Here is a 23,152-nt window from a genome sequence, read left to right as displayed (position 1 = left end):
TGTGACGGACCGGATACACAGGCTACCCGGTCGTGGCCTCGATCAGGGCAGCGGCCCGCCCGCAGCGAGTGCGCAGAGTTTCGTGAACTCCTCGCCGTCGAGGCTGGCTCCGCCGACCAGGGCACCGTCGATGTTCTCGCAGGCGACCAGCTCGCTGATGTTGCCCGACTTCACCGACCCGCCGTAGAGCACCCGGACGGACGAAGCGACCTCGTCGCCGTACTTCTCCTGGAGCGTGGCCCGGATGGCCTTGCAGACCTCTTCGGCGTCGGAGGACGACGCGACCTTGCCGGTGCCGATCGCCCAGACCGGCTCGTACGCGACGACCACGCTCTTGACCTGGTCGGCCTTGAGGCCCTTCAGGCCCTCGATCAGCTGCGTCGTGGTGTGGTGGATGTGCTCGCCGGCCTCGCGGACCTCGAGCTTCTCCCCGATGCAGAGGATCGGCGTGATGCCGTGCTTGAGCGCGGCCTTGACCTTCTTGTTGACCAGCTCGTCGGTCTCGGCGTGGTACTCGCGCCGCTCCGAGTGCCCGACGGTGACGTAGCTGCAGCCCAGCTTCGCCAGCATCGCGCCCGAGATGTCCCCGGTGTAGGCACCGGAGTCGTGCGGCGAGAGGTCCTGCGCGCCGTAGGTGAGCGACAGCTTGTCGCCGTCGACCAGGGTCTGCACGCTGCGGATGTCGGTGAACGGCGGCAGCACCGCCACGTCCACCTTCGCGTAGTACTTCTCCGGCAGCGCGAAGGCGATCTTCTGGACGAGCGCGATCGCCTCGAGGTGGTTCTGGTTCATCTTCCAGTTGCCGGCGATGAACGGCTTGCGTGCCACTAGTTCGACCCCTCCAGTGCCGCCACGCCCGGCAGTTCCTTGCCCTCGAGGTACTCCAGGGAGGCGCCGCCGCCGGTGGAGATGTGCGAGAAGCCGTCCTCGGGCAGGCCCAGCTGCCGCACCGCGGCGGCCGAGTCGCCGCCGCCGACCACGGTGAACGCGTCGCTCTTCACCAGCGCCTCGGCCACGGCACGGGTGCCGCCGGAGAACGCCTCGAACTCGAACACGCCCATCGGGCCGTTCCAGAACACCGTCCGCGCGTCGGCCAGCTTGCCCGCGAACAGCTCGCGGCTGCGCGGGCCGATGTCGAGGCCCTGGCGGTCGGCCGGGATGGCGGTGGCGTCGACGACCTCGTGCTCGGCGTCGGCCGAGAACTCCGTCGCGGCCAGCACGTCGACCGGCAGCACCAGCTCGACACCGCGCTTCTCGGCCTCGGCGAGGAAGCCCTTGACCTGGTCGAGCTGGTCCTCCTGCAGCAGCGACTGGCCGACCTCGTGGCCCTGGGCCTTGAGGAACGTGTACGCCATGCCGCCGCCGATCAGCAGCCGGTCGACCTTCGTCAGCAGGTTCGCGATGACGCCGAGCTTGTCGGACACCTTCGCGCCGCCGAGCACGACCACGTAGGGCCGCTGGACGTCGTCGGTCAGCTTCTTCAGCACGTCCAGCTCGGCCAGCACCAGGCCGCCCGCGTACGCCGGGAGCACCGAGGCGACCTCGTAGACCGAGGCCTGCTTGCGGTGCACGACGCCGAAGCCGTCGGAGACGAACGCGCCGCCCGGGACGAGGGCGCCCAGCTCGGCGGCCAGCTCGGAGCGGTCCACGGCGTCCTTGCTGGTCTCGCGCGCGTCGAAGCGCACGTTCTCCAGCAGGACGACGCTGCCGTCGGCCAGGCCGGCGGTGAGCGCCTTCGCGGACTCGCCGACCAGGTCACCGGCCAGCGCGACCTCGGCGCCGAGCAGCTCGGACAGCCGCTTCGCGACCGGCGCGAGGGTGTACTTCGGGTCCGGCTCGCCCTTCGGGCGGCCGAGGTGCGCGGTGACGACGACCTTCGCGCCCGCGTCGGCGAGCTTCTTGATCGTCGGCAGCGCCGCGCGGACCCGGCCGTCGTCGGTGATGCGGTCCCCGTCGAGCGGGACGTTCAGGTCGGAACGCACCAGCACGTACCGGCCCTGAACGCCCTCGCCCAGCAGGTCGTCGAGGTTCTTGACGCTCATCGGGTTCAGGCGAGCTTCGAACCGACGAGCTTGACCAGGTCGGCGAGGCGGTTGGAGTAGCCCCACTCGTTGTCGTACCAGCCGACGACCTTGACCTGGTTGCCGATGACCTTGGTCAGCGGCGCGTCGTAGATGCAGGACGCCGGGTCGGTGACGATGTCGGCCGAGACGATCGGGTCCTCGTTGTAGCGCAGGATGCCCGCGAGGGGACCCTCGGCGGCGGCCTTGTAGGCGGCGTTGATCTCCTCGACGGTGGCGCTCTTGGACAGCGTCACGGTGAGGTCGGTGGCCGAGCCGGTCGGGACCGGGACGCGCAGCGCGTAGCCGTCCAGCTTGCCCTGCAGCTCCGGCAGGACGAGGCCGATGGCCTTGGCGGCACCGGTGGAGGTCGGGACGACGCTCAGGGCGGCGGCGCGGGCGCGGCGCAGGTCCTTGTGCGGGGCGTCCTGCAGGTTCTGGTCCTGCGTGTAGGCGTGGACCGTGGTCATCAGGCCCTGCTCGATGCCGAAGGCGTCGTTGAGGACCTTGGCCAGCGGGCCGAGGCAGTTGGTGGTGCAGGAGGCGTTGGAGATGATGACCTGCGAGCCGTCGTACTTGTCGTCGTTGACGCCGAGGACGACGGTCAGGTCCTCGCCCTTGGCGGGCGCGGAGATGATGACCTTCTTGGCCCCGCCGGCGATGTGCGCCTTGGCGGCGTCGGCGTTGGTGAAGAAGCCGGTCGACTCGAGCACGACGTCGACGCCCAGGTCGCCCCAGGGCAGGTTGGCCGGGTCGCGCTCGGCGAGGGCCTTGATGGTCTTGCCGTCGACGACGATGCCCTCGTCGCTGACGCTGACCTCACCCGGGAACCGGCCCAGGATGGAGTCGTACTTCAGCAGGTGGGCCATGGTCGCGACGTCGCCGAGGTCGTTGAACGCGACGACCTCGATGTCGTGGCCGCTGGCCTGCACGGCGCGGAAGAAGTTGCGGCCGATGCGGCCGAAGCCGTTGACACCTACGCGAACGGTCACTGCTGCCACTCCTCTGAGGATCGGCCGGGACCCCCGGCCGTGACTTGCGGGCTCGCGGCCACCCTAGCGTGCGGGCACGCGCGACCCTGACTGCCCTGACGAGACTTCCACCACTTGGCGAACGGGTCAAGAATCGATTAAGAAGCGGCGCGTGCCCGCCCGGGATTCCGGGGCACCCCACGGCGGACCGGCGCGGGCGGGCGACGGGCCTTTCGGGGCCGGTTCCGGCAGCTGGCGCCGGGGGCGGCTGCGGGGGCAACAGCGGTACGACGGGACGGCTCGATCGATTCAGCGGAGACGGCGGACGTGCCCGGGTCGCGGCAGCCGGGGCGCGGGTTCGAAGGACGGGCGTGAGGTCGATGACTCGACCGATCCAGCGGCCGAGATCAGCCAGTCGAGGCCCCCCGGCCCCGGGAACCCGTCACCCAGCCAGCTCCCGCTCCAGCGGCGTCCGGAACCGAGGCGTCACGCGCGCAGCACCGAACCACCCGGCACACCGCTGCGCCTCGGCCTCGACCATCGCCCGCGCCTCGGCACCCACGTCCTCCAGCAGCCGGAACACGATCTCTCCCGACGCGCGCTGAGCCCATCCCCCGACGACCCGCCCCGAAAGCCACACGGTCGGCCCGATGTTGCCGCTGCGGTCGAACAACGGCGCGCGATGCGGCCCGAGGAACCAGTCGCGGTCCTGCCAGCCCATCGGTGTCGGGTCCAGCGCCGGGAGGAACGCCACCCACGGCGGTGGCGGCGGTACCGGCTCGAGGTCTTCCGCCAGTGCCACGCCCGGCACGCCGTCGAGGTCCACTTCCGCCGGGGCCAGCGCGGCCAGCGCTTTCTTCGTCTGGCCCGCCGTCCAGCCCGTCCACCAGCGCAGGTCCGCGACCGGCGCCGGGCCGTACGCGCGCAGCCAGCGCCTGGCCAGCTCCACCCGCGCCTGCTCCGCGTCCCAGCCGCGCAGGCCGCCCGGGACCCACTCGTCCAGCGGGTGCCACACGTACTGGGTGCTCAGCCAGCTGCCCCGCGGCCGCCCGCGCACGATCCGGCCGTCCGCCGCCAGGAGGAACAGCACCCGGCTCGTCACGTTGCCGATCGCCTCGTACGGCTTGCCCGCCGCCATCAGCAGCTGCTGACGCAGCCGTGGCTCGTCCTCGCTCAGCTGCTGCGCCGTCGCCGAGCCGCGGGCCCGCAGTGCCGCTTCGGCGGACGCTTCCACTTCCGCCAGCCACTTCGCCGGCTCCGGCACGTTCTCCGGGTGCCCCTGGGTGCCCAGGTGCTGTTCCAGGAGCTTCCGCTGCTTGACGGCGATGTCCGCCGAGCACCCCGCCTGCACGAGTGCCGCCGTCGCCACGTCCGTGACGAACACCGTGCGGCGCATGCCGAGCAGCCGCAGCAGCGTGCGGTCTTCGTACAACGCCCGCTCCACCAGCGAAACGGCTGGGGACGCCAGCCGCGCGGACGCCGACAGGTGGACCGTCGCCGGGTCGGTCGCGTGCAGGGCGACGACCCCGGCCACGGCGCCGGTCACCGTGGCCGCCGGCGCGGCCAGGTGGTGCCGGACGGCGAGGCGGGCCCGGCGCTGCTCGGTGCTGATCTTCGGAGGCACCCGCTTTTCCTACCACCCGGCACCGACAAAAACGCCTGGCCGGCCGGCGTGACCAGGCGATAGTCTCGCCGGATGGTCTCCGGTGCCCACTTCGCGGCCTTCGCCGCGCTGACGTTCCTCATGGTCGTCGTCCCCGGGCCGAGCGTGCTGTTCACCATCAGCCGCGCGCTCACGGTCGGGCGGCGCGACGCGCTCCTCACCGTCGCCGGCAACTCCGCGGGCGTGTACACGCAGGTCGTCGCGGTGGCGTTCGGGCTCGGCGCGCTCGTGACGACCTCCGCCGCCGTGTTCACCGCCGTCAAGATCGCCGGCGCGCTCTACCTGGTGTACCTGGGTGTCCAGGCGGTCCGGCACCGCCGGAAGCTGACCGACGCCATGGCCGCGAAGGTGCCGGCGACGCCGGGCCGCGTGCTGACCGTGCTGCGGGACGGGTTCGTCGTCGGCTTCGCGAACCCCAAGTCGATCGTGTTCCTGGCGGCGCTGCTGCCGCAGTTCGCCGATCCGGCCGCCGGGCCGGTGCCGGCGCAGATGCTGCTGCTCGGCCTGTGCCTGCCGGCGATCGCACTGGCCACCGACAGCGCGTGGGCGCTCGTGGCGGGCACCGCCCGCGCGTGGTTCGCCCGCTCGCCGCGGCGCCTGGAACTGGTCGGCGGCACCGGCGGCCTCGTCATGATCGGCCTCGGCACGACGCTGGCGTTCACCGGCCGGAGTGACTGAGCACCAGGTCGAGCAACCCCGGGAAGGCCGCGTCGAATTCGGGACGGCGCAAGCGGTTCAGCCGCCGCGGGCCCTCGTCGCGCTGTTCGATGAGCCCGGCCGCGCGCAGCACGGCGAAGTGGTGGCTGCGGGTCGCCTTGCTCACCGGCAGGTCGAACGTGCCGCACGCCTTCGTCCACTCCGGGACCGCCGCCAGCTCGCGCAGGATGCTGCGGCGCACCGGGTCGGCGACCGCGGCGAGGGCGTCCTGGAGCGAAACGTCGGCGGGGAGCACGTGCGTGAGCCCGCGCGCTCGCGCGGTGTTCGATGACTGTCGTACACTCATCTGGTCGACCTCCGTCGAACACTCTACCGAGGAGCAGCCGTGCCCCGACACCTCGACGACCGCTTCGGCCCCGACGCGCGCAACCGGCTGGACCAGGCCGGACAGCCCGGCTGCGAAGGCGCCCTGGCCGCGCTCGAGTCCTTCTACTACGCCTTCAACCAGCGCGACCTCGACGCGTTCCGCCGGGTCTGGTCGGGCGATCCGCTGGCCCAGCTGAACAACCCGCTCGGCGGCATCCTCCGCGGCGGCGAGGCGATCACGGCGCTGTACGAGCGCGTCTTCCACGGCCCGGCCCGCGTCACGGTGACCTTCGGCGACATCGTCGAGTACTCCGGTGACGGTCACGCGGTGTTCGCCGGCCGCGAGACCGGCGAGTACCGCGTGACCGAGACCGTTCCGCTGGCCATCCGCACGACGCGGTTCTTCGCCTACGAAGACGGCCGCTGGGTGCAGGTCCACCACCACGGCAGCATCGACGACGCCGAAGCCCTCGCCGCGTACCAGGCGGCGATCCGCGGCTAGGCCAGCGCCTTCACCAGTTCCGGCCACCACTCGCGCGGCACGCCGTCGAGCGGCACCACCACCTGGTCGGCGCCCGCGGCCCGGTATTCGCGCAGCCGTGCGGCGACCGTGTCGAAGTCGCCCCACACCGTCAGGGCGTCGACCAGCCGGTCCGACAGGTCCGCGAGGTCCGCGTCGGTGAAGCCCATGCGCCGGAAGTTGGCCGCGTAGCCCGGCATCCCGGCCAGGAACGGCAGCGAGCCGCCCCGCACGTGCTCGCGCACGCGGGCCACGTCGGTCTCCGGCACCACGCTCAGCAGCACCGCGAGCTGCCGGTCGGCGCCGAGGATCTCGCGCGCGGACGCGACGTAGTCGGTCGTCACCAGGTACGGGTACGCGCCCGACGCGCGGTCGCGCGCCAGTTCCAGCATCCGCGGTCCCAGCGCCGACAGGATCCGCGCGGACCGCGGCACGGCCTCCTCGATCTCGTCGAGGTAGTCGCCGAGCGCCGCCAGCGGACGCGGGCCGTGCGCCCCGCCGAGCCCGACGACGAACCGGCCCGCGGGCAGGTCCGCATACGCCTCGATCACCGAAGCCGCCGGAACCCGGTCGACCGAGAGGATTCCGCTCGCCACCTGGATCCGCGAGGTCGCCCGGACGACGTCGGCGATCTGCGGCAGGTTGTTGCCCTGGCCACCGGCCAGCCACAGCGTGGCGTAGCCCAGCTCTTCCAGCTCGGCGGCCACGGCCGGATCGGTGTCCAATGCGGTGTGGGTGGCCCCGAGTGGCCCCAGTTTCGTCATGCGCCCGGCAACCGCGCAGCCCGCCGGGTTGTTCCCGTCACGCCGGTTGTTCGTCCACGGCGGAATCCGCGGAGTCGTCGGCCGGCCGCGTGAACATCCGCGTCGCCGACAGCCGCGCGACGCCGTCGGGTTCGCCCAGGTCCTCCAGCGAGTTGCGGATGGTCGAGTCGACGGACAGGTACTTGCGGCCCGCCCGCAGGTCGGCGTCGTTGCGCAGCCGGACGATCAGCGGGAACTCCGCCAGCGCGCCCGCGTCGAACAGGCCCGTCGTGTAGATCAGCTGCACGCCCAGCGCCTCGGCCACCGCCCGCTGCAGCTCCAGCAGGTAGCCCGCCGACGCGCGGCCGATCGGGTTGTCCAGGAACAGCACGCCCGAGTGCCGGTTGCGGGCCTTGCCGCGGTTGTTGGCCCGCAGCGCCGCCAGCGTGCAGTACAGGATGATCGCCGCGGTCAGCTGCTGGCCGCCCGAAAAGACGTCGCGGATCTCGGAGACGCGCTGGCGTTCGGTCCGCAGCACCGAGTCCGGCTTGAGCATGTCGACGCGGAACCCCTTGGGCGCCGCGGCCCGGACCCCGCGCAGCACCAGCGAAAGCCCGTCCCGCTTGACGTCGCGGCCGTCGGCGGTCTTGCCGGCCGCGGCCTCGTCGACGACCTCGCCCAGCTTCTCGGCGAGCGCGATGTCCTCCAGCTCGGTGAAGCGGATGCGGAGGAACTCCTGCCCGGACCAGTCGCCGAGGCCGTCCGGCAGCCGCGAGACGCGCTGGGCCGAGCGCAACGTCCGCAGCGCGCCGTCGACCATGCCCTGCAGCCGCGTGATGATGCCGCCGCGGTGCCGGTCGATCTGGGCGAGGTCGTCGGTGAGCGAGCGCAGCCGCGGCCGCAGGGCCTCCGCCCACTCGGCGGCGTGCGCGGGCAGCTGGTCGCGCTTGACCGAGATGATCTGCTGCCGCACCGGCGTGCTCAGCTTCTCGAACCGCTTCTCTGTCGCGTACTGCGCGAGCTGGTCGGCGGCCGCGCGCACCCGCCGGTCGCCCGCGTCGGCGGCTTCCTGCGCTTCGCTCAGCGTCGCGTTCAGGCGGGTGTGCTGGGCGCGCGCGGTCTCGACGTCGCCGTCGTAGGCGGCCGCTGTGTCCTTCCCGGAGTCGGTGACCAGGTGCGCCATCGACTCGGCGAGCAGCGCGAAACCCGAAGCCGACGCACGCGCCGACTCCAGCGTCGCCTCCGCCGCCGCCCGGCGTTCCTGCAGCTCTTCCCACTTGCGCGCGGCCGCGGACGCTTCCAGCCCGGCCGCGTCGATCAGCTCCAGGCCGTGCTCGATGTCGCGGGGCTTCTCGCCCGTCACGCCGTTCTGCAGCGGCAGCGCGTCCAGCTCGGCGCGCCGCGTCGAGACGAGCCCGATCGCCTCGGTGCGCTCGTCCTCCAGGCCGTCGACGACGCGGCGGGCCCGAGCCAGGGCGGCCGCCCTGGCCGAGGCGTCGGAGCCGTCGGGGGTCTCCAGGAGTTCGGCCGCCCGGACCCGGACGGCTTCGTCGAGGGCTTCGAGCGCCGACCCCGCCGACGCTTCGGCGGCTTCGGCCTGTTCCAGCTCGGCCCGCAGGTCGCTGCCGACCTCGACCTTCGCGTACGCCTCGGACGCCGAGGCGTAGGTCCGGCGCAGCGCGTCGACCGGCTCGGCGGGCGCCGGTCCGTCGCCGGCGTCGGCCGCGCCGGGCACTTCGGCCAGCTCGGCGCGCGCGGTGGTCGCGGTGCGGCGGTGGCCGTCGGCGGTGCGCTGCTCCTCCCCCGCTTGTTCGCGCAGGCGCGCGGCCTTGCCGGCCGCGTCGGCCGCCTGGAGATCGGCCCGCTCGGCGATTTCGGTGGCGCGTTCGACCTCTTCGGTCCACTCGGCGATCCGCGCGCTGCGCGCACCCAGCTCACCGAGCCGCCGGGCCTTCTCCTCGGCTTCGGCCGCCGCCGCCCGCAGCTCGGGGACGCGCTCACGCAGGGACGCGGCTTTTTCGCTCAATCGCGTGAATTCCGCCTCGGCCTGCTCCAGCGCGGTGCGCGCGGTCTCGCGCGCGGTGCGGGCCGCCTGGGCCTGTTCGGCCAGCGTCGCGATGGCGCCGGGCGGGTAGTCCTCGCGCCAGGTGGTGAGCTTCCAGGTCAGCGCGCCGTCGGCCGAAAGCTTGGCGGACAACGCTTCCAGCCGCCGCTGCCGCTCGGTGTGCCGCCGCGCCACGGCTTCTCGCTCGGCGTCGGCCGCTTCTTCGTCGTACATCGCGGGGTTCGGCGGCACGAGGAACTCGACACCCGGCGCGGCGGGCACGTCGGCCTGCAGCGCGTCGGTGGTGCCGACGGCGATGATCGCGCTCGGCAGCAGCCGCCGCTTCGTCAGCACCTCGCGGGCGCGGCCGGCGTGCGCGGCGTCGTTCAGCAGGACGCCCGACACCAGCTGCGGCAGGCTGTCCAGCACCTCGGCCCGGCGCGAAGCGTCCAGTTTGGACAGGTACCGCCAGCCGGACCACGCGGTGATCCCGGCCTCTTCGAGCGCGTCGAGGGCGGCCTGGACGTCCTCCGGCGGCGGCAGCAGCCCGCCGGACCCCAGCGCGGCCAGTGCCCGCTCGTCCGCGGACTCCTCCATCCGCAGCGCGGTCTGCTCCTTCTCGACGGCCGCGCTCGCTTCGCGCAGCCGTTCCAGCAGCACCGGGAGGTCGCTTTCGAGGTTGACGTCGTCGGCGCCGAGCAGCTCGACCAGGCGTCCCTCGGCGGCGAGCGCGTCGGTCCGGCGGTGGGCGCGGTCGAGGTCCTCGGTCGCGCGCTCGAACCGGTCCTGGGTGGTGCCCGCGAGCTGGTGGGCCTCGTTCACGGCCCGTTGCGCCGCTTGCAGATCCGCCGCGACGCGGTCGAGTTCCTGCTCGCGCCGGGCCAGCTCGGCCACGGCCTGCTCCGCCGCGGCGCGTGCGGCCCGCGACGCTTCGGCGACGTCGGCGCCCGACGGCAGCAACCCCGCGCGCACGGCGGCCTGGACCTCTTCGCGCAGTTCTGTGATCCGCGCGGTCAGGCCACGCGCTTCGGCGCGCCGGGCGGCCGCGAGGTTGGCGGCTTCGTCGCGTTCCGTCTGCGCCTTCTCGGCTTCGGCGCGCAACGCGCCCGCGTGCGCTTCGGCCTTGTCGGCCTGACGCTGGGCGTCCTGCGCCAGGGCGTGCAACCCGCGAGCGAGCGCCGAAGCAGCGTCGTTGCGGGCTGTCAGGGCGGGACGGGCTTTCTCCTCGCGGCTGCCGACGAGTTCGCGCAGGTCCTTCGCCTTGCGGGCCGCGTTCAGCTGGTTGAGGACCGTCGCCGTCTCGCGCCACGCCTCGGCCTCGGTCTTCGCCGCGGCCAGTTCGGCGTCGACACGCTTGCGGGCCTCCTGGGCTTCGTCGAGGCGCAGGACCGCGACCAGGCGGCGCAGTTCCGTGACGGCCGCGGCGAGCCGCCGGTGGTCGCCTTCCGCGAGCTTCTCCGCGGTCTTGACCTCGGCGACGTGCTCCTCGAGCCCGGACAGCCGCGCGTTCTCCAGTTCGTTGCGCGCGACGACCCGCGCCGCTAGGGCGGCCATGTCGGCCTTCGCGGCTTCGGCGATCTTCCGCGACTCCGCGGCGACGCCCTCTTCGGCGGCCAGCGGGCCCAGCAGCTCCAGGGCACCCGCGACGAAGTCGCGTTCGGAGAGGAGATCCCCGCGCTGAGCCAGGTTGTGCGCGTAGGTCGCGACGACCTCGGCGAGGTCCTTCGGCTCGTCTTCGGAGATGACCGCGCGCAGCAGGAACTCGACGAACGCGTCGTCGGTGCCGAACGCGAACGCGTCCGCCGCCTCCCCTTCGCCCGCGTTCATCGCCCGCTGGTACCGGAACAGCTCGGTGTCGAGGCCCAGCCCGTCCAGGCGGCCGGTCCACTCGTGGTGGCGGCGGGTCCAGAACAGCTCCAGCTCGGGCTCGGCCAGCTGGGCCGCGGTGAGCTTGTCGTGGAAGCCGGACATGGTGAGCAGCCGGCCGTCCTGCGTCATCGGCAGCGAGTCGAGGCCCAGCGCGGCGGTCGGGCGGAAGCAGTACCAGGAGTCGACGAGGTTCTCGGAGTCGGCGGACACGACGTGCCCGCGCCACTCGGAGACCTTGCCGGTGATGATCCGGTGCCCGCTCTCGACGTGCAGCCACTCCAGCACGACGTGCGAGACGTCCTTCGCGGCGACGAACTTCTCGAGGACCTTCGTGCTGGTGGTGCCGACGACCTGGCGCCGGCCGGGCAGCATGACCGAGAAGATCAGCTTGATGAGCACGGACTTGCCGCCGCCGTTCTCGAGGAACAGCACGCTCGCCGGCGACGGGCGGCGCAGCTCGGCCGGTCCGGTCGCGTGGATGCCCGCGCTGAACAGCGCGTCCTGCTTCGGCGCGGTGATCTTGGCGCCGACGCCGCTGAAGTCCAGCACGACGTCCTGGTAGCGGGCACCGGCCGGGCCCACCGAGTGCAGGCGGACCCGCGAAAGCTCGTACATCGGTTCCCCTCTTACAGCGTGTCGGACGCCGCCGCGCGCAGCGTGCCCCCGGCGTTCGCGACCGCGACGACGTCGAGCGCGAGCAGGTCGTCGAAGGCGGCGTCCGCGGCCAGCTCGCGGACCTGGATCTGGTAGCGCGGCGTGGTCCGGTAGGTGCCGCCCTGCTCGTCGCTCACCGGGACCAGGAAGCCCTGGTCGGCGAGGAAGCGCAGGGCGCGGGAGACCATCCCGCGGGTGGTGTCGGCGGCCAGGCGGCCGTCCTTGGTGGCCGCGGCCGCGGGACGGCGGGCGTAGGCGCGCCAGGCCTGTTCCAGCTCGGGCGCGTCGGCCAGCGGGTCGTTGTTGGCCTCGGCCTGCGCGGCGCGCTCGTCGAGCATCCGGGCGGCTTCGCGGACCATCGCGTCGACCTGCTCGACGCTGACGCGGCCGATGTAGGTGTCGTTGGCCAGGTCGTCGGGGCGCGGGTAGCCGAGCGCGGCGGTCGCGAGGTGGATGAGCCCGTGCAGGACCTTCTCGGTCTCGCGGCGCTCGCGGATCTTGGCCTGGCGCGCGTAGGAGTCCATCTTGATCTCGAACACGGACTCGTCCGTGGCCGCGAGGACCGCCCCGGCCTGCTGGTTGACCTCGAGGACCATCAGCCCGAGCCCGGCGGCGACGGCGTGGGTGAGCGCCTTGAACGCGTTGTCCTCGCCGTAGCGGCGCACGAGGTCGCCGTACACGACGTCGCGGGCCGGGAGCTGCTTCGGCCGCATGCCGAAGGCCACCAGCCGGGCCGCGGCCTCGGCGTCCACGCTGCTGTGGGACAGCGCCATTACGCGACTTCCTCTTCTTCTTCGTCGGCACGCTCTACGGCGGCGGTGGACAGGAGCAGGTCGGCGCCGCCGAACTCCGGGTCGTCCAGGAGCGTGCCGTCGTCGACGGCGAGCAGGACCTGCCGGTCACCCTGGCGGCGGGCCGCGCCGACCCCGGGACTGTAGGCGTGGACGGCGCGCAGCGCGACCAGGGCGGCGAGACCGGGCTGGCGGCTACGGCGCGCTTCCTCGAGCAACCCGGACAGCCGCCGCGGCACCTCGGGCAGGTCGAGCAGCTCGTCGGCGGCGCGCCAGACGTCGTCGCCGAAGCGGTCGGTGACCTCGGCCGGCATCAGCTCCGGCTCGGGGACCTCCCCCACCAGCTGGTCGCGTTCGGGCGCGGGCCGCAGGAGCAGCGAGACCAGCGAAGACAGCGACGGCACGACGGGCGCGGCGATGCCCGCGGCGGCGTGGAAGAAGCGCTCGGCGGGCGCGACCGCGTCGGCCAGCGGCAGCCCGAGCGTCGGCACCAGGAGCTGGCCGAAGAGGTCCAGGGTCGCGCGCTGCGGCGGGCCCGAGAACTGCTGGCGGTCCTGCTCGGCGCGGAAGATCGCACCCGCGTCGGCGAGCCGCGACTGCAGCCGGGTGTGCCGGCGGATGCAGTCGCCGACGATGTCGACCAGCTCGGCGGCGCGGCGCTTGCGGTCGAGGTCCTCGGTCTCGTCGCGGGCGGTCGTGATGTTCTTGAGGATGGCGTTCTCGGCGCGGAACCGGGCTTCGATGTGGCTGAGCGCGCTGTCCAGCAGTTCCGGGACCTCGCGTTCCCAGTCGACCGAGCGGACATCGCGGCGGGTCGCGTCGAGCTTCGCGCGCAGCGTCTCGCCGTACTGGACAGTCCGGTAGCGGGCCTGCTCGGCGGCGAGCTTGGCGTCGGCCAGCCGGCCGCGGTTGATCAGGTTCTCGAGCTTGACCTCGGCGGCGATCTGCGCGGACTCGACGTCGGTGTCGAGGGCGCCGACGAGGACGTTGATGGCCTCGTCGGTGGCCCGCAGGTAGACCTCGCCGTCCGGCGCGGCCAGCTCGACGAGCAGCTTGAAGTCGAACTGACGCCGCTGGTAGCCGCCCGGCCCGAGCGAGCCGTAGACGCGCCGGAAGCCGCGGTCGGTGGTGCCGACGTTGATCAGGTTGTCGAGCACCCACTTGGCCACGCGCACGTGTTCCTCGGGCATCCGCGACGGCGCCTGCTGGGCGATGAACGGCAGCAGCCGGTCGATGACCTCGTCGTGGCCGGCGCCGGTGTCGAAGTCCATGGCGATGGTGACCTGGTCGATCGTGTGCAGCGCGATCTCGGCCATCTGGTAGACCGTGCAGTCGGCCCAGTCGAGCTTCGCCTTGCGCGCGTCCAGGTCGTGCAGCGGCGCGGTGCAGGCCAGCGCCTTGAGGCGGCGGGTCAGCCCCTCGTCGGCCAGGCCCGTCGTCCCGGTCTCGTCGTCTCGCACAGCAGGCCAGGCTAGTCGGCCACCCTCTGCGCACGCCCGGGTGAGGGGCTAACGTCGCTCACATGCGTGAGATGAGCCGCGACGAGTGGTGGAAGTTCGCCTCGGAAGGCACCCGGACCGGCATGCTGGCCCTGGTCCGCAAGAACGGCGCCCCGGTGGTCACGCCGGTCTGGTTCCTGCTCAACGAGGGCCCGGACGGCGACGAGCTGATCTTCACCACGGTCACCGACTCGCTCAAGGGCCGCACGATCGCCCGCGACGGACGCGTCTGCCTGGCCGTCGACGACCAGCGGCCGCCGTACTCGTACGTCCAGTTCACCGCCGAAGCCCGCCTCACCCACGACGACGACCTGCTCGACTGGGCCACCCGGATCGGCGGCCGGTACATGGGCGCCGACCGCGCCGAGGAGTACGGCAAGCGCAACGCCGTGCCCGAGGAGTCCCTCGTCCGGGCGAAGATCACCAAGGTCGTCGCGCGGGCCGACATCGCCGGCTGACCCCGGTTTCGCGGTACCCTGCCCGGTGGGGGTGGGGGACATGCCTTCAGGCGAGAGACGCGACGCCGTCCGGGCGATCATGAGCTCCGGCCAGCGCGAGCTGGTCGCGGAACTGGAACGGCTCGACGGCGGGGCCCGCTTCGGCCGGTCGGAGTGGCACCGGCCCGGCGGTGGCGGCGGGCAGGCGAGGCTGCTGGAGAACGGGGACGTCTTCGAGCGCGCCGGTGTGAACCACTCGGCCGTGCACGGCGAGCGCGTCCCGGCGACGGTCGCCGCGCAGCACGGCCTGGACCCGGAGAGCGGCTTCTTCGCGACCGGGCTGTCGGTGGTGATCCACCCGCGCAACCCGTACGTGCCGGCGTTCCACGCGAACTTCCGGTACTTCGAGTCGGGCAGCACGTGGTGGTTCGGCGGCGGCGCGGACCTGACGCCGTGCTACGGCTTCGCCGAGGACGCGGTCGGCTTCCACCGGGTGCTCCGCGACTACTGCGGCACCTTCGACCCCGCGTTCCACGCGCAGGCGAAGCGGGCCTGCGACGAGTACTTCCGGCTGCCGCACCGCGGCGAAAACCGCGGGATCGGTGGCATCTTCTTCGACCACCTGTGCCCTCCGGGCCCGGACGGCTGGCGCCGCGCGGCGGGCTTCGCGGCGGCGGGCATCGCGACGATCGCCCCGGCGTACCTGCCGATCGTCCGGCGCCGCCGTGAACTGGCGTACGGCGAGCGCGAACGGCAGTGGCAGCTGTACCGGCGCGGCAGGTACGTCGAATTCAACCTCGTCCACGACCGCGGCACGCGGTTCGGGCTGCAGACCGGCGGCTACACCGAGGCGATCCTCATGGCGCTGCCGCCGCTGGCCCGGTGGGAGTTCGAGTTCACGCCGGAGCCAGGAAGCCCGGAAGCCGAACTGGCGTCGTTCCTCGTCCCCCGTGACTGGGCGGGCGAACCCGCCGCCGTGCCGGACCCGCGGGTGGCCCGCTGAGCGGGAAACCCTTCTTCACCAAGGGTGAGCGCACCTGTCCAGTATTGACACGGCCCGCTCGGAGGGTGTGAGATCTGTCCCATAGATAGGAAACTTTCCTAACTATTGCGTCCGGTGGTCCGCCGACCCGTCCGCCCCGGTCACCCCCTGTCCCCCGACCCACGCAGGAGGCTCCCAGTGGCACCCCGTCCACCGTGGCGTGTGGTACTGGCCGGTACCGCCGTCGCGGCGCTCGGCCTCACCGCGCTCACTCCGGTAAGCGCTTTCGCGGCGGATACCGACTACGAGTCCGAGAACGCCGTGATCTCCCAGGGCGCCGTCGAATCGAACCACGCCGGCTACTCCGGCACCGGGTTCGTCAACTTCGACAACGTCGCCGGCAGCTACGTCGAATACTCCGTGAACGCCGCCCAAGCGGGCACGCACACGCTGACCTTCCGCTACGCCAACGGGACCACCGCCAACCGGCCGGTGAAGCTCACCGTGGACGGCGGCGACAAGGGCACCGTCGACTTCCCCGGCACCGGCTCGTGGACGACGTGGAAGACCGTCACCGCGAAGGTGTCGCTGACCGCGGGGGTCAACAAGATCCGCACCACGGCGACCACCGCCGACGGCGGGCCGAACGCGGACAAGCTCACCGACACGTTCACCGCGCCCACCGACACCGAGCCGCCGACCCCGCCGTCGAACCTCAAGGCGAGCAACATCCTGCCGACCGCGGCCACCTTCACCTGGACCGCCGCCACCGACAACGTCGGCGTCGTGCGCTACGAGATCAACCGCGGCGGCAACATCCTCAAGACCGTCGACGGGAACACCACCACGGCGACCGTCGACAACCTGACGCCGAACACCGCCTACGACATCTCGGTCGGCGCGTTCGACGCCGCGGGCAACCCGTCGCAGCAGAGCAACGTCGTCACCTTCACCACCCCGCCGAGTGACGACACCACCCCGCCGACCGTGCCGGGCAACCTGCGCTCCACCGGCGTGACCGCCAACAGCGTCTCCCTGGCGTGGAACGCGTCCACGGACAACAGCGGCACGATCGCGGGCTACGACGTCTACCAGGGCTCGGCCAAGGTGGCGACCACGACGTCGCTCGGGACGACGGTCACCGACCTGAACCCGAGCACCTCGTACACGTTCACGGTCAAGGCCCGCGACCCCGACGGCAACAGCTCCGCGGCGAGCAACGCGGTCACCGTCAAGACGAGCGCTCCGGGCGGCGCAGGGGGCATCCCGGAGTACGACCGGGACATCGCGAAGGTCGACCTCGCCTGGGCGGTGGACTTCCTGCCGAACGGCAACGCGCTGGTGACCGAGCGGGACCGGTTCGAGATCCTGCTGGTGACGCCGTCGGGCCAGAAGACCACGCTGGGCAAGGTGCCGGGCGCGGTGACGACGAACGGCGAAGGCGGCCTGCTCGGCCTCGCGATCTCGCCGAACTGGACGTCCGACCACGCGATCTACCTGTACCACACCGCTTCCGGCGACAACCGGATCGTGAAGATGACCTACGACGGCACGACGCTGTCGTCGACGTCGACGCCGGTGCTGACGGGGATCGCGAAGAACCGCTACCACAACGGCGGCCGCATCAAGTTCGGCCCGGACGGCAAGCTGTACGCCACCGTGGGCGACGCGAAGAACAGCGACAACGCGCAGAACAAGAGCTCGCTCAACGGGAAGATCCTGCGGCTCAACCCCGACGGCTCGGCGCCGTCCGACAACCCGTTCTACGCCACCGGCGGCAACGCGCGGTACGTCTGGAGCTACGGCCACCGCAACCCGCAGGGCCTGGCCTGGGACTCCCGCGGGCAGCTGTGGGCGGCGGAGTTCGGCGAGAGCAGCCAGGACGAGCTCAACCTCATCCAGAAGGGCGGCAACTACGGCTGGCCGAGCTGCGAAGGCACGATCGGCAGCTGCAGCGGCTTCATCGCCCCGAAGAAGACCTGGCCGACGTCGCAGGCGGGCCCGTCCGGGGTCGAGATCGTCAACGACTGGATCTACATCGCCGGCGTCACCGGCGAGCAGCTGTTCGCCACGCAGATCAACGCGGCGGGGACCGGGGTCGGCACGGTGTCGACGGTGTTCTCCGGCCGCTGGGGCCGCCTGCGCTCGGTGACGAAGACCCCGGACGGCGGGCTGTGGCTGACCTCGACGAACAACGACAAGAACGGCGGCACGCCGACGGTCCTGGACAACGTGATCGTGCGGCTGAAGTTCCCGGGCGGCTCCGCGCCGGGCGGCTTCAAGCTGACCAGCTCCGCGTTCGCCGACAACGCGACGATCCCGGACAAGTACACCTGCGCCGGTGACGGCACGGCGGGCCAGGACCCGTCGCCGCCGCTCGCGTGGGGTGCCGCTGCCGGCGCGAAGGCGTACGCGATCGTGTTCGCCGACGTGGCCAACGGCGGCAACAAGCTGCACTGGGCGATCTGGGACGTCCCGGCGGCCACGAAGTCGCTGCCGGAGGGCCTCGGCGCGGGCTACACCGTGCCGGGCCAGGGTGGCGCGAAGCAGAAAGCCATGGGCAGCGGGGCGAACGCGCAGAAGTTCTTCGGCCCCTGCCCCGGCGGGTCGAGCCACCCGTACACGTTCACCCTCTACGCCCTCGGCACCTCGACGGTTCCGGGCCTGACCTCGTCTTCGACGATGGCCCAGATCGAGACGGCGATCAAGGGCGCCGCGACGGCGAACGTCGTGCTGCACGGCAAGTCCAGCGCGGCGGCCGGCTAGAAGCCGCGGCAGGGGTGACCGGAGCGGCGCCGGTCACCCCTGCCGCCCTAGCCCGGCTCGTTCGTCCGGCGCAGGTGCGCGTCGACGTCGAAGCCGTGCTCCTCCAGCCGCCGCCGGGCGAGCAGCAGCTCGTCCGGGGTGAACAGCTCGGCGTACTCCTCGCGCAGCATCGTCGCCTCGGAGCTGCGGCCGAGCTGGTTCTTCTCCCACAGCACCGTGAACCCGCCCGCGGTCCCGGCGCCCCGCAGCAGCAGGCGGGCCGCTTCGACGCCGCCGTGCTCCCGGACCATGCGCTCGAACTGGGCGGGCCGGTAGCCGTAGTCCCTGGCCAGCACCCGGCAGCCGTCGAGCAGGTCCTCCGTGAACCGCTGCGCCAGCAGGGCGGTTTCAGGTGTTTCGGGCATTCGGCACCTCTCGACGGGACGGCTTCCCTGATTAATCGCGAACGACGGCGGTTTCGCTACGCCGTTCGCGGGACCGATCGCCGGGCGGCGGCGAACTCCGGGTGGCGGCGCCGCGCGGTCCACAGTGGACCGGCCGTCACCAGCCGAACAGGCCCGCCATGATCCGCCCGCAGCGTGCCGTCATCGCGGCCGCGTCCTCGTCCGGCCGGTCGATCCACCAGCTGATCAGCGAGTCGACCACGCCCGTCCAGACCTGCGCGATCGCCTCGATGTCGACCGGGTCGGCCAGGCCGCGCGAAGTCATCAGCTGGGTCGCGCCCAGCAGGGCGAACGCGTCCAGCCGGCGCCGGTAGTCGGCCGCCGCGGCGGCGATGTCGCCCGTGGCCGGGACCGTCGGGTCGCGCAGCAGGCGCCACGCGTAGCGGTCGTGGTCGAACGTCGTGAAGATCGCCGAGAGCACCTTCAGCGGCATCTGGTCGGGTTCGCCGCCGGCCGCCATGGTCGTCGCGACGCCCTCGGTGAGCCGGTCGCCCGCGCGGTGCAGGCACGCCAGGTAGAGCCCGTCCTTCGAGCCGAAGTACTGGTACAGCAACGGTTTCGTGACCCCGACCCGGCGCGCGATCTCGACCATCGACGCGCCCGCATAGCCCGCCCGGCCGAACTCCTCGGTGCCGGCCACGATGAGCTGGGCCTCGCGCTCTTCGCGCGGCATCCCCTTGGTCCCGACCGCCCTTGACTCCGTCACGCCGCAGAGCCTACCGTGCGTAAAGTGACTCTAGGGTAAGTTACCGTCAGGTCAGATCAGAGGAGGCGGCGTGGCCGAGTTCCTGGCGCACCTGCGCGACCCCGTGCTGTTCGCGATTCCGGTGTTCCTGCTGTTCGTGGCGATCGAAATCGTGGCCGTGCATGTCCTCGGCCACGACGACAACGTCGTCGGCTACAGCGTCGCCGACACGCGGACGAGCCTGCTGATGGGCACCGTCGCGGTCGGGGTCAACGCGCTGTTCCGGCTGGTGATGCTGGTCGTGTTCGCCGCGCTCTTCGAGCTGGCGCCGGTGCGCCTCGACCCGCACGACTGGTGGACGTGGGCGCTCATGCTGCTCGGCCAGGAGCTGGTGTTCTACGCCTACCACCGCGCGAGCCACCGCGTGCGGCTGCTGTGGGCCGGTCACCAGGTGCACCACTCCAGCGAGCACTACAACTTCTCGACGGCGTTGCGCCAGAAGTGGACGCCCTACTTCCAGCTGCCGTTCTGGTCGGTGCTGGCGCTGTGCGGCATCCCGCCGTGGATGATCCTGACCGGGCTGTCGATCGGCCTCGTCTACCAGTTCTTCGTGCACACCGAGAAAGTCGGCAAGCTGCCGCGCTGGTTCGAGTACGTCTTCAACACCCCGTCCCACCACCGCGTCCACCACGGCAGCGACGCCGAATACCTGGACGCCAACTACGGCGGCATCCTGATCATCTGGGACCGCCTGTTCGGCAGCTTCGTGCCCGAAGGCAAGCGGCCGACCTACGGGCTGACGAAGAACATCGGCACGTACAACCTGCTCGCGGTGGGCTTCCACGAGTACGGCTCGATCCTGCGCGACCTGCGGCGGGCGCGCACCTGGCGCGAGCGCGCGGGATACGTGTTCGGGCCGCCCGGCTGGCAGCCCGGTCCCGGCCTACGCGATGTCCCGCAGGGCGAGGCTGTTCAGGGGCGGGCGCTGCGGTGAGGTCAGGTCGGTGAGCACGATCTCGCGGTCGACGCCCGGCGACGTCCCGCGCCGGAACTGCGCGAGCAGCGTCGACGGCGGGACCGCGGTGACCAGCCTGCCGTAGCGTTCCAGGCGGTCGAAGAGCGTCTGCATGATCTGGCCGGACATCCGGCCCAGCGCCTGCGTGCTCTGGTGGCGGTGCGCGCGGTGGCCGAGGTCGACCTGGGCGAGCGCGTCCAGGCCGCGCAGCTCCAGCAAGTCGATGAGGTGCCCGATCTCGACGCCGTAGTTGGCGACGAACGGGATGCTCTCCAGCACGTCCCGGCGGCCGGCGTACTCGCCGGCGAGCGGTTGCACGAAGCCGGCCAGCTCCGGCCAGAACATGTTGAGCAGCGGCCGCGCGACGAGTTCGGTGACCCGGCCGCCGCCGTCCGCCTCGGTGCCGAGCGGGCGGTGGTAGAAGCCCTTGACGTAGGCGACCGATGGGTCGGTCAGCAGCGGGCCGAGCAGCCCCGTGACGTAGTCGGTGGTGAAGTCGTACAGGTCGCCGTCGACGAAGACGACGAGATCACCGCTGGTCGCGGCCACGCCCTTCCACAGCGCTTCGCCCTTGCCCGGCAGGCCCTCCAGCATGGGGAAGACCGAGTCCTGGGCGACGACGGCCGCTCCCGCCGCCGCGGCGACCTCGGCGGTGGCGTCGGTCGAGTGGCTGTCGACGACGAGGATCTCGTCGACCAGCGTGCCCAGGAGATCGTCGCGGATGGCGGCGACGATCGCGCCGACGGTGGCCTCCTCGTTCCGGGCCGGGATGACGACGGACACCGTGGTGCCGCGCTTGGCCGCGACCAGCTCCCGGGTGGTCCAGTCACCGGCCTTGCCACTGCGCCGGGTGAGCCAGGTGCCGATCTCCGGCGAAACCTGCAGCATGCGCTTCCCCTTCCCTCGTTCGCTTCCGAGGTTCGGGGTCCCGCGTTTCGGCGGCCGGTCCCGGGCGCTACCGCGGTGTTACGAGATGACGGCTCCCGTTAACGGCGGGCGCGCTCAGGCGTCTTCTTCCTCGAGCATCTCCGGCGTGACCGCGGACTCCGTGTCCGGGATCCCCAGGTCCTTCGCCCGCTTGTCCGCCATCGCCAGCAGGCGGCGGATGCGGCCCGCCACCGCGTCCTTCGTCATCTGGGGGTCCGACAGCTGGCCCAGCTCCTCCAGCGACGCCTGGCGGTTCGACAGCCGCAGCTTGCCCGCCGCCAGGAGGTGGTCCGGGGCCGTGTCGCCCAGGATCTCCAGCGCGCGCTCCACGCGGGCCGCCGCCGCCACCGCGGCGCGGGCCGAGCGGCGCAGGTTCGCGTCGTCGAAGTTCGCCAGCCGGTTCGCCGTCGCGCGGACCTCGCGGCGCATCCGCCGCTCTTCCCACTGCAGGACGCTCGCGTGCGCGCCCAGCCGCGTCAGCAGCGCGCCGATCGCGTCGCCGTCGCGGACCACCACGCGGTCGGCGCCGCGGACTTCGCGGGACTTCGCCTGGATGCCCATCCGGCGGGCCGCGCCCACCAGGGCCAGCGCCGCTTCCGGGCCCGGGCAGGTCACCTCGAGCGACGACGAGCGGCCCGGCTCGGTCAGCGACCCGTGCGCGAGGAACGCGCCCCGCCACGCCGCTTCCGCGTCGGCCACTCCGCCGGACACCACGGCCGCGGGCAGCCCGCGCACCGGGCGGCCGCGCTGGTCGATCAGCCCGGTCTGCCGGGCCAGGCCCTCACCGTCCTTGACCACGCGCACGACGTACCGGGTGCCCTTGCGCAGCCCGCCGCTGGCGGTGATGACGTGGACGTCCGAATGGTGGCCGTACAGCTCGTGGATCTCCTTGCGCAGCCGTCGCGCGACCGAGCCCGTGTCCAGCTCCGCCTCCACGACCACCCGGCCGGCCACGATGTGCAGCCCGCCGGCGAAGCGAAGCAGCGACGCGACCTCCGCCCGGCGCGGCCCGATCTTCGTGATCTCCAGCCGGCTCAGCTCGTCCTTCACCGCGGCGGTCATCGCCATTACTGCCCCTCCCTGCCTTCCGCTCCTCCCCCGTGCTCCCCGTCCCTGCCGAGACCGAGAGCCTCCCGCATCGTCCGCGCGAGCGCATCAGGATCATGCCGTCCCGCCACTACCGGGTCGGCGACCGCCCCCAGGTGCGCGCGCCCGCCGAGCCGTTCCGCCGCGCGCCGGAGATTCGCCGGGTCGGGCACGGAATCGCGGTCCGCGATCACCGCGTCGACCCGCAGATCGGGCGCGTGCTCGAAGAGTACGTCCAGATGCCGCTCCGGGGAGAATCCCGCGGTTTCCCCCGGCTGGGGGACAAGGTTGAGCACGAGGACCTTCGTCGCGGTCGTGCGCACGAGCGCGTCGCGGAGGCCCGGCACGAGCAGGTGCGGCAGGACGCTGGTGAACCACGAGCCGGGCCCGAGGAACACCACGTCGGCGTTCAGCACGGCCTCGACCGCTTCGTCGCACGCCAGCGGCGGACGGCCGGGGCGGCCGCTCGAGCGCAGGCTGACGCGCCGCACCTGCCCGGGCGTCGTCGCCACCGCGACCTGGCCGCGGATCGTGCGCAGGGCCGCCGGATCCTCGCTGTCGAGGCCGCTGACCAGGCCCTCGATCTCCAGCGGCTCCGGCGACATCGGCAGCACGCGGCCCGAGACGCCCATCAGGCGGCAGGCCTCGTCGAGCGCGGCGACCGGGTCGCCGAGCACCTCGAAGAGCCCGGCCAGCAGCAGGTTCCCCACCGCGTGCCCGGCCAGCGCGCCGTCGCCGCCGAAGCGGTGCTGGAAGACTTCCGCCCACAGCGTGCCGCCGTCCTCGGCCGCGAAGGCGGCGAAGGCCTGCCGGAGGTCGCCCGGCGGCAGCAGCCCGAGCTCGCGCCGCAGCCGCCCGGACGAGCCGCCGTCGTCGGCCACGGTGACGACCGCGGTGACGTCGGGGGTCACCCGCCGCACCGCGGACAACGTGGCGTGCAGCCCGTGGCCGCCCCCGAGGGCGACCGCGCGCAC

General features: G+C 72.5%; 20 protein-coding genes. 6 read left to right on the top strand and 14 right to left on the bottom strand.

All coding sequences use genetic code 11. The features are described 5' to 3' along the window. Positions 1-42: 42 nt before the first annotated feature. The 4 genes from tpiA to BT341_RS21250 all read right to left on the bottom strand — a co-directional run bounded on the left by tpiA (position 43) and on the right by BT341_RS21250 (position 4,655). Positions 43-828, bottom strand: a complete 786-nt coding sequence (gene tpiA, locus BT341_RS21265; protein ID WP_072477959.1) for a triose-phosphate isomerase — start codon at positions 826-828, stop codon at positions 43-45. Continuing rightward, positions 828-2,042: a phosphoglycerate kinase gene (locus BT341_RS21260; RefSeq protein WP_072477958.1), complete on the bottom strand. Its 1,215-nt coding sequence runs from the start codon at positions 2,040-2,042 to the stop codon at positions 828-830. The genes tpiA and BT341_RS21260 overlap by 1 nt, the downstream gene beginning before the upstream one ends. 5 nt (positions 2,043-2,047) lie before the next feature. Beyond that, on the bottom strand, positions 2,048-3,052 hold the full coding sequence (gap, locus tag BT341_RS21255) for a type I glyceraldehyde-3-phosphate dehydrogenase (protein WP_072477957.1): 1,005 nt from the start codon (positions 3,050-3,052) through the stop codon (positions 2,048-2,050). Between the two features lie 421 nt (positions 3,053-3,473). Further along, on the bottom strand, positions 3,474-4,655 hold the full coding sequence (locus BT341_RS21250) for a winged helix DNA-binding domain-containing protein (RefSeq protein WP_072477956.1): 1,182 nt from the start codon (positions 4,653-4,655) through the stop codon (positions 3,474-3,476). Positions 4,656-4,727: 72 nt separating this feature from the next. On the opposite strand from BT341_RS21250, the gene BT341_RS21245 reads away from it, so the two are divergent. Further along, positions 4,728-5,372 (top strand): LysE family translocator, encoded by a 645-nt coding sequence (locus BT341_RS21245; protein WP_072477955.1) that lies wholly within the window; start codon positions 4,728-4,730, stop codon positions 5,370-5,372. Here BT341_RS21245 and BT341_RS21240 read toward each other — a convergent pair. Next, positions 5,353-5,697, bottom strand: a complete 345-nt coding sequence (locus BT341_RS21240) for an ArsR/SmtB family transcription factor (protein WP_072477954.1) — start codon at positions 5,695-5,697, stop codon at positions 5,353-5,355. The genes BT341_RS21245 and BT341_RS21240 overlap by 20 nt on opposite strands. A 39-nt stretch (positions 5,698-5,736) precedes the next feature. Here BT341_RS21240 and BT341_RS21235 point away from each other — a divergent pair, with 39 nt between their 5' ends. Next, positions 5,737-6,219: a YybH family protein gene (locus BT341_RS21235; RefSeq protein ID WP_072477953.1), complete on the top strand. Its 483-nt coding sequence runs from the start codon at positions 5,737-5,739 to the stop codon at positions 6,217-6,219. Here the strand turns inward: BT341_RS21235 and BT341_RS21230 are convergent. The 4 genes from BT341_RS21230 to BT341_RS21215 are packed head-to-tail and all read right to left on the bottom strand — an operon-like array spanning position 6,216 to position 13,798. Further along, on the bottom strand, positions 6,216-7,001 hold the full coding sequence (locus tag BT341_RS21230) for a TIGR03620 family F420-dependent LLM class oxidoreductase (protein WP_072477952.1): 786 nt from the start codon (positions 6,999-7,001) through the stop codon (positions 6,216-6,218). The two genes, BT341_RS21235 and BT341_RS21230, sit on opposite strands and share 4 nt — an antisense overlap. Positions 7,002-7,038: 37 nt before the next feature. Next, the gene (locus tag BT341_RS21225; protein WP_072477951.1) at positions 7,039-11,508 is read right to left on the bottom strand and encodes a coiled-coil domain-containing protein; all 4,470 of its coding nucleotides are present in this window, start codon (positions 11,506-11,508) and stop codon (positions 7,039-7,041) included. A gap of 11 nt (positions 11,509-11,519) precedes the next feature. Further along, entirely contained in the window at positions 11,520-12,320 is an 801-nt protein-coding gene (locus BT341_RS21220) for a hypothetical protein (RefSeq protein WP_072477950.1), read from the bottom strand. Then, a complete protein-coding gene (locus BT341_RS21215) occupies positions 12,320-13,798 on the bottom strand; it encodes a hypothetical protein (protein ID WP_072477949.1) in 1,479 nt (492 codons plus the stop codon). Before BT341_RS21215 ends, BT341_RS21220 begins: the two co-directional genes overlap by 1 nt. A gap of 62 nt (positions 13,799-13,860) precedes the next feature. Here BT341_RS21215 and BT341_RS21210 point away from each other — a divergent pair, with 62 nt between their 5' ends. The 3 genes from BT341_RS21210 to BT341_RS21200 all read left to right on the top strand — a co-directional run bounded on the left by BT341_RS21210 (position 13,861) and on the right by BT341_RS21200 (position 18,022). After that, positions 13,861-14,295 carry a PPOX class F420-dependent oxidoreductase gene (locus BT341_RS21210; RefSeq protein ID WP_072477948.1) on the top strand — a complete coding sequence of 145 codons (435 nt, stop codon included), beginning with the start codon at positions 13,861-13,863 and terminating at the stop codon, positions 14,293-14,295. Positions 14,296-14,335: 40 nt separating this feature from the next. Continuing rightward, entirely contained in the window at positions 14,336-15,277 is a 942-nt protein-coding gene (hemF, locus tag BT341_RS21205; protein WP_072477947.1) for an oxygen-dependent coproporphyrinogen oxidase, read from the top strand. Positions 15,278-15,454: 177 nt separating this feature from the next. Next, the gene (locus tag BT341_RS21200) at positions 15,455-18,022 is read left to right on the top strand and encodes a PQQ-dependent sugar dehydrogenase (RefSeq protein ID WP_072477946.1); all 2,568 of its coding nucleotides are present in this window, start codon (positions 15,455-15,457) and stop codon (positions 18,020-18,022) included. Between the two features lie 47 nt (positions 18,023-18,069). On the opposite strand, the gene BT341_RS21195 is transcribed toward BT341_RS21200, so the two are convergent. Together BT341_RS21195 and BT341_RS21190 are read right to left on the bottom strand one after the other, a co-directional pair. Then, positions 18,070-18,426 (bottom strand): hypothetical protein, encoded by a 357-nt coding sequence (locus BT341_RS21195; protein ID WP_072477945.1) that lies wholly within the window; start codon positions 18,424-18,426, stop codon positions 18,070-18,072. A 136-nt stretch (positions 18,427-18,562) separates the two neighbouring features. Beyond that, positions 18,563-19,171, bottom strand: coding sequence for a TetR/AcrR family transcriptional regulator (locus BT341_RS21190; protein ID WP_245805046.1), 609 nt, complete (start codon positions 19,169-19,171; stop codon positions 18,563-18,565). Between the two features lie 70 nt (positions 19,172-19,241). On the opposite strand from BT341_RS21190, the gene BT341_RS21185 reads away from it, so the two are divergent. After that, positions 19,242-20,144, top strand: a complete 903-nt coding sequence (locus BT341_RS21185) for a sterol desaturase family protein (RefSeq protein WP_072477943.1) — start codon at positions 19,242-19,244, stop codon at positions 20,142-20,144. Here BT341_RS21185 and BT341_RS21180 read toward each other — a convergent pair. The 3 genes from BT341_RS21180 to BT341_RS21170 form a co-directional block, all read right to left on the bottom strand. Continuing rightward, positions 20,094-21,053, bottom strand: coding sequence for a glucosyl-3-phosphoglycerate synthase (locus tag BT341_RS21180; protein ID WP_072477942.1), 960 nt, complete (start codon positions 21,051-21,053; stop codon positions 20,094-20,096). The genes BT341_RS21185 and BT341_RS21180 overlap by 51 nt on opposite strands. Before the next feature lie 114 nt (positions 21,054-21,167). Beyond that, positions 21,168-22,160, bottom strand: coding sequence for a DNA-binding protein WhiA (gene whiA / locus BT341_RS21175; RefSeq protein WP_072477941.1), 993 nt, complete (start codon positions 22,158-22,160; stop codon positions 21,168-21,170). Then, on the bottom strand, positions 22,160-23,152 hold the full coding sequence (locus BT341_RS21170; RefSeq protein WP_072477940.1) for a gluconeogenesis factor YvcK family protein: 993 nt from the start codon (positions 23,150-23,152) through the stop codon (positions 22,160-22,162). The genes whiA and BT341_RS21170 overlap by 1 nt, the downstream gene beginning before the upstream one ends.

Source organism: Amycolatopsis australiensis (assembly GCF_900119165.1).
Taxonomy (GTDB): Bacteria; Actinomycetota; Actinomycetes; order Mycobacteriales; family Pseudonocardiaceae; genus Amycolatopsis; species Amycolatopsis australiensis.
This window is presented reverse-complemented; position numbering and strand designations above follow the sequence as displayed.

Coding starts and splice junctions, on each gene's coding strand:
- BT341_RS21260 (WP_072477958.1), bottom strand. CDS start 2,042: ATGAGCGTCAAGAACCTCGACGACCTGCTGGGCGAGGGCGTTCAGGGC.
- BT341_RS21245 (WP_072477955.1), top strand. CDS start 4,728: ATGGTCTCCGGTGCCCACTTCGCGGCCTTCGCCGCGCTGACGTTCCTC.
- BT341_RS21240 (WP_072477954.1), bottom strand. CDS start 5,697: ATGAGTGTACGACAGTCATCGAACACCGCGCGAGCGCGCGGGCTCACG.
- BT341_RS21230 (WP_072477952.1), bottom strand. CDS start 7,001: ATGACGAAACTGGGGCCACTCGGGGCCACCCACACCGCATTGGACACC.
- BT341_RS21225 (WP_072477951.1), bottom strand. CDS start 11,508: ATGTACGAGCTTTCGCGGGTCCGCCTGCACTCGGTGGGCCCGGCCGGT.
- BT341_RS21220 (WP_072477950.1), bottom strand. CDS start 12,320: ATGGCGCTGTCCCACAGCAGCGTGGACGCCGAGGCCGCGGCCCGGCTG.
- BT341_RS21210 (WP_072477948.1), top strand. CDS start 13,861: ATGCGTGAGATGAGCCGCGACGAGTGGTGGAAGTTCGCCTCGGAAGGC.
- hemF (WP_072477947.1), top strand. CDS start 14,336: ATGCCTTCAGGCGAGAGACGCGACGCCGTCCGGGCGATCATGAGCTCC.
- BT341_RS21195 (WP_072477945.1), bottom strand. CDS start 18,426: ATGCCCGAAACACCTGAAACCGCCCTGCTGGCGCAGCGGTTCACGGAG.
- BT341_RS21180 (WP_072477942.1), bottom strand. CDS start 21,053: ATGCTGCAGGTTTCGCCGGAGATCGGCACCTGGCTCACCCGGCGCAGT.
- whiA (WP_072477941.1), bottom strand. CDS start 22,160: ATGGCGATGACCGCCGCGGTGAAGGACGAGCTGAGCCGGCTGGAGATC.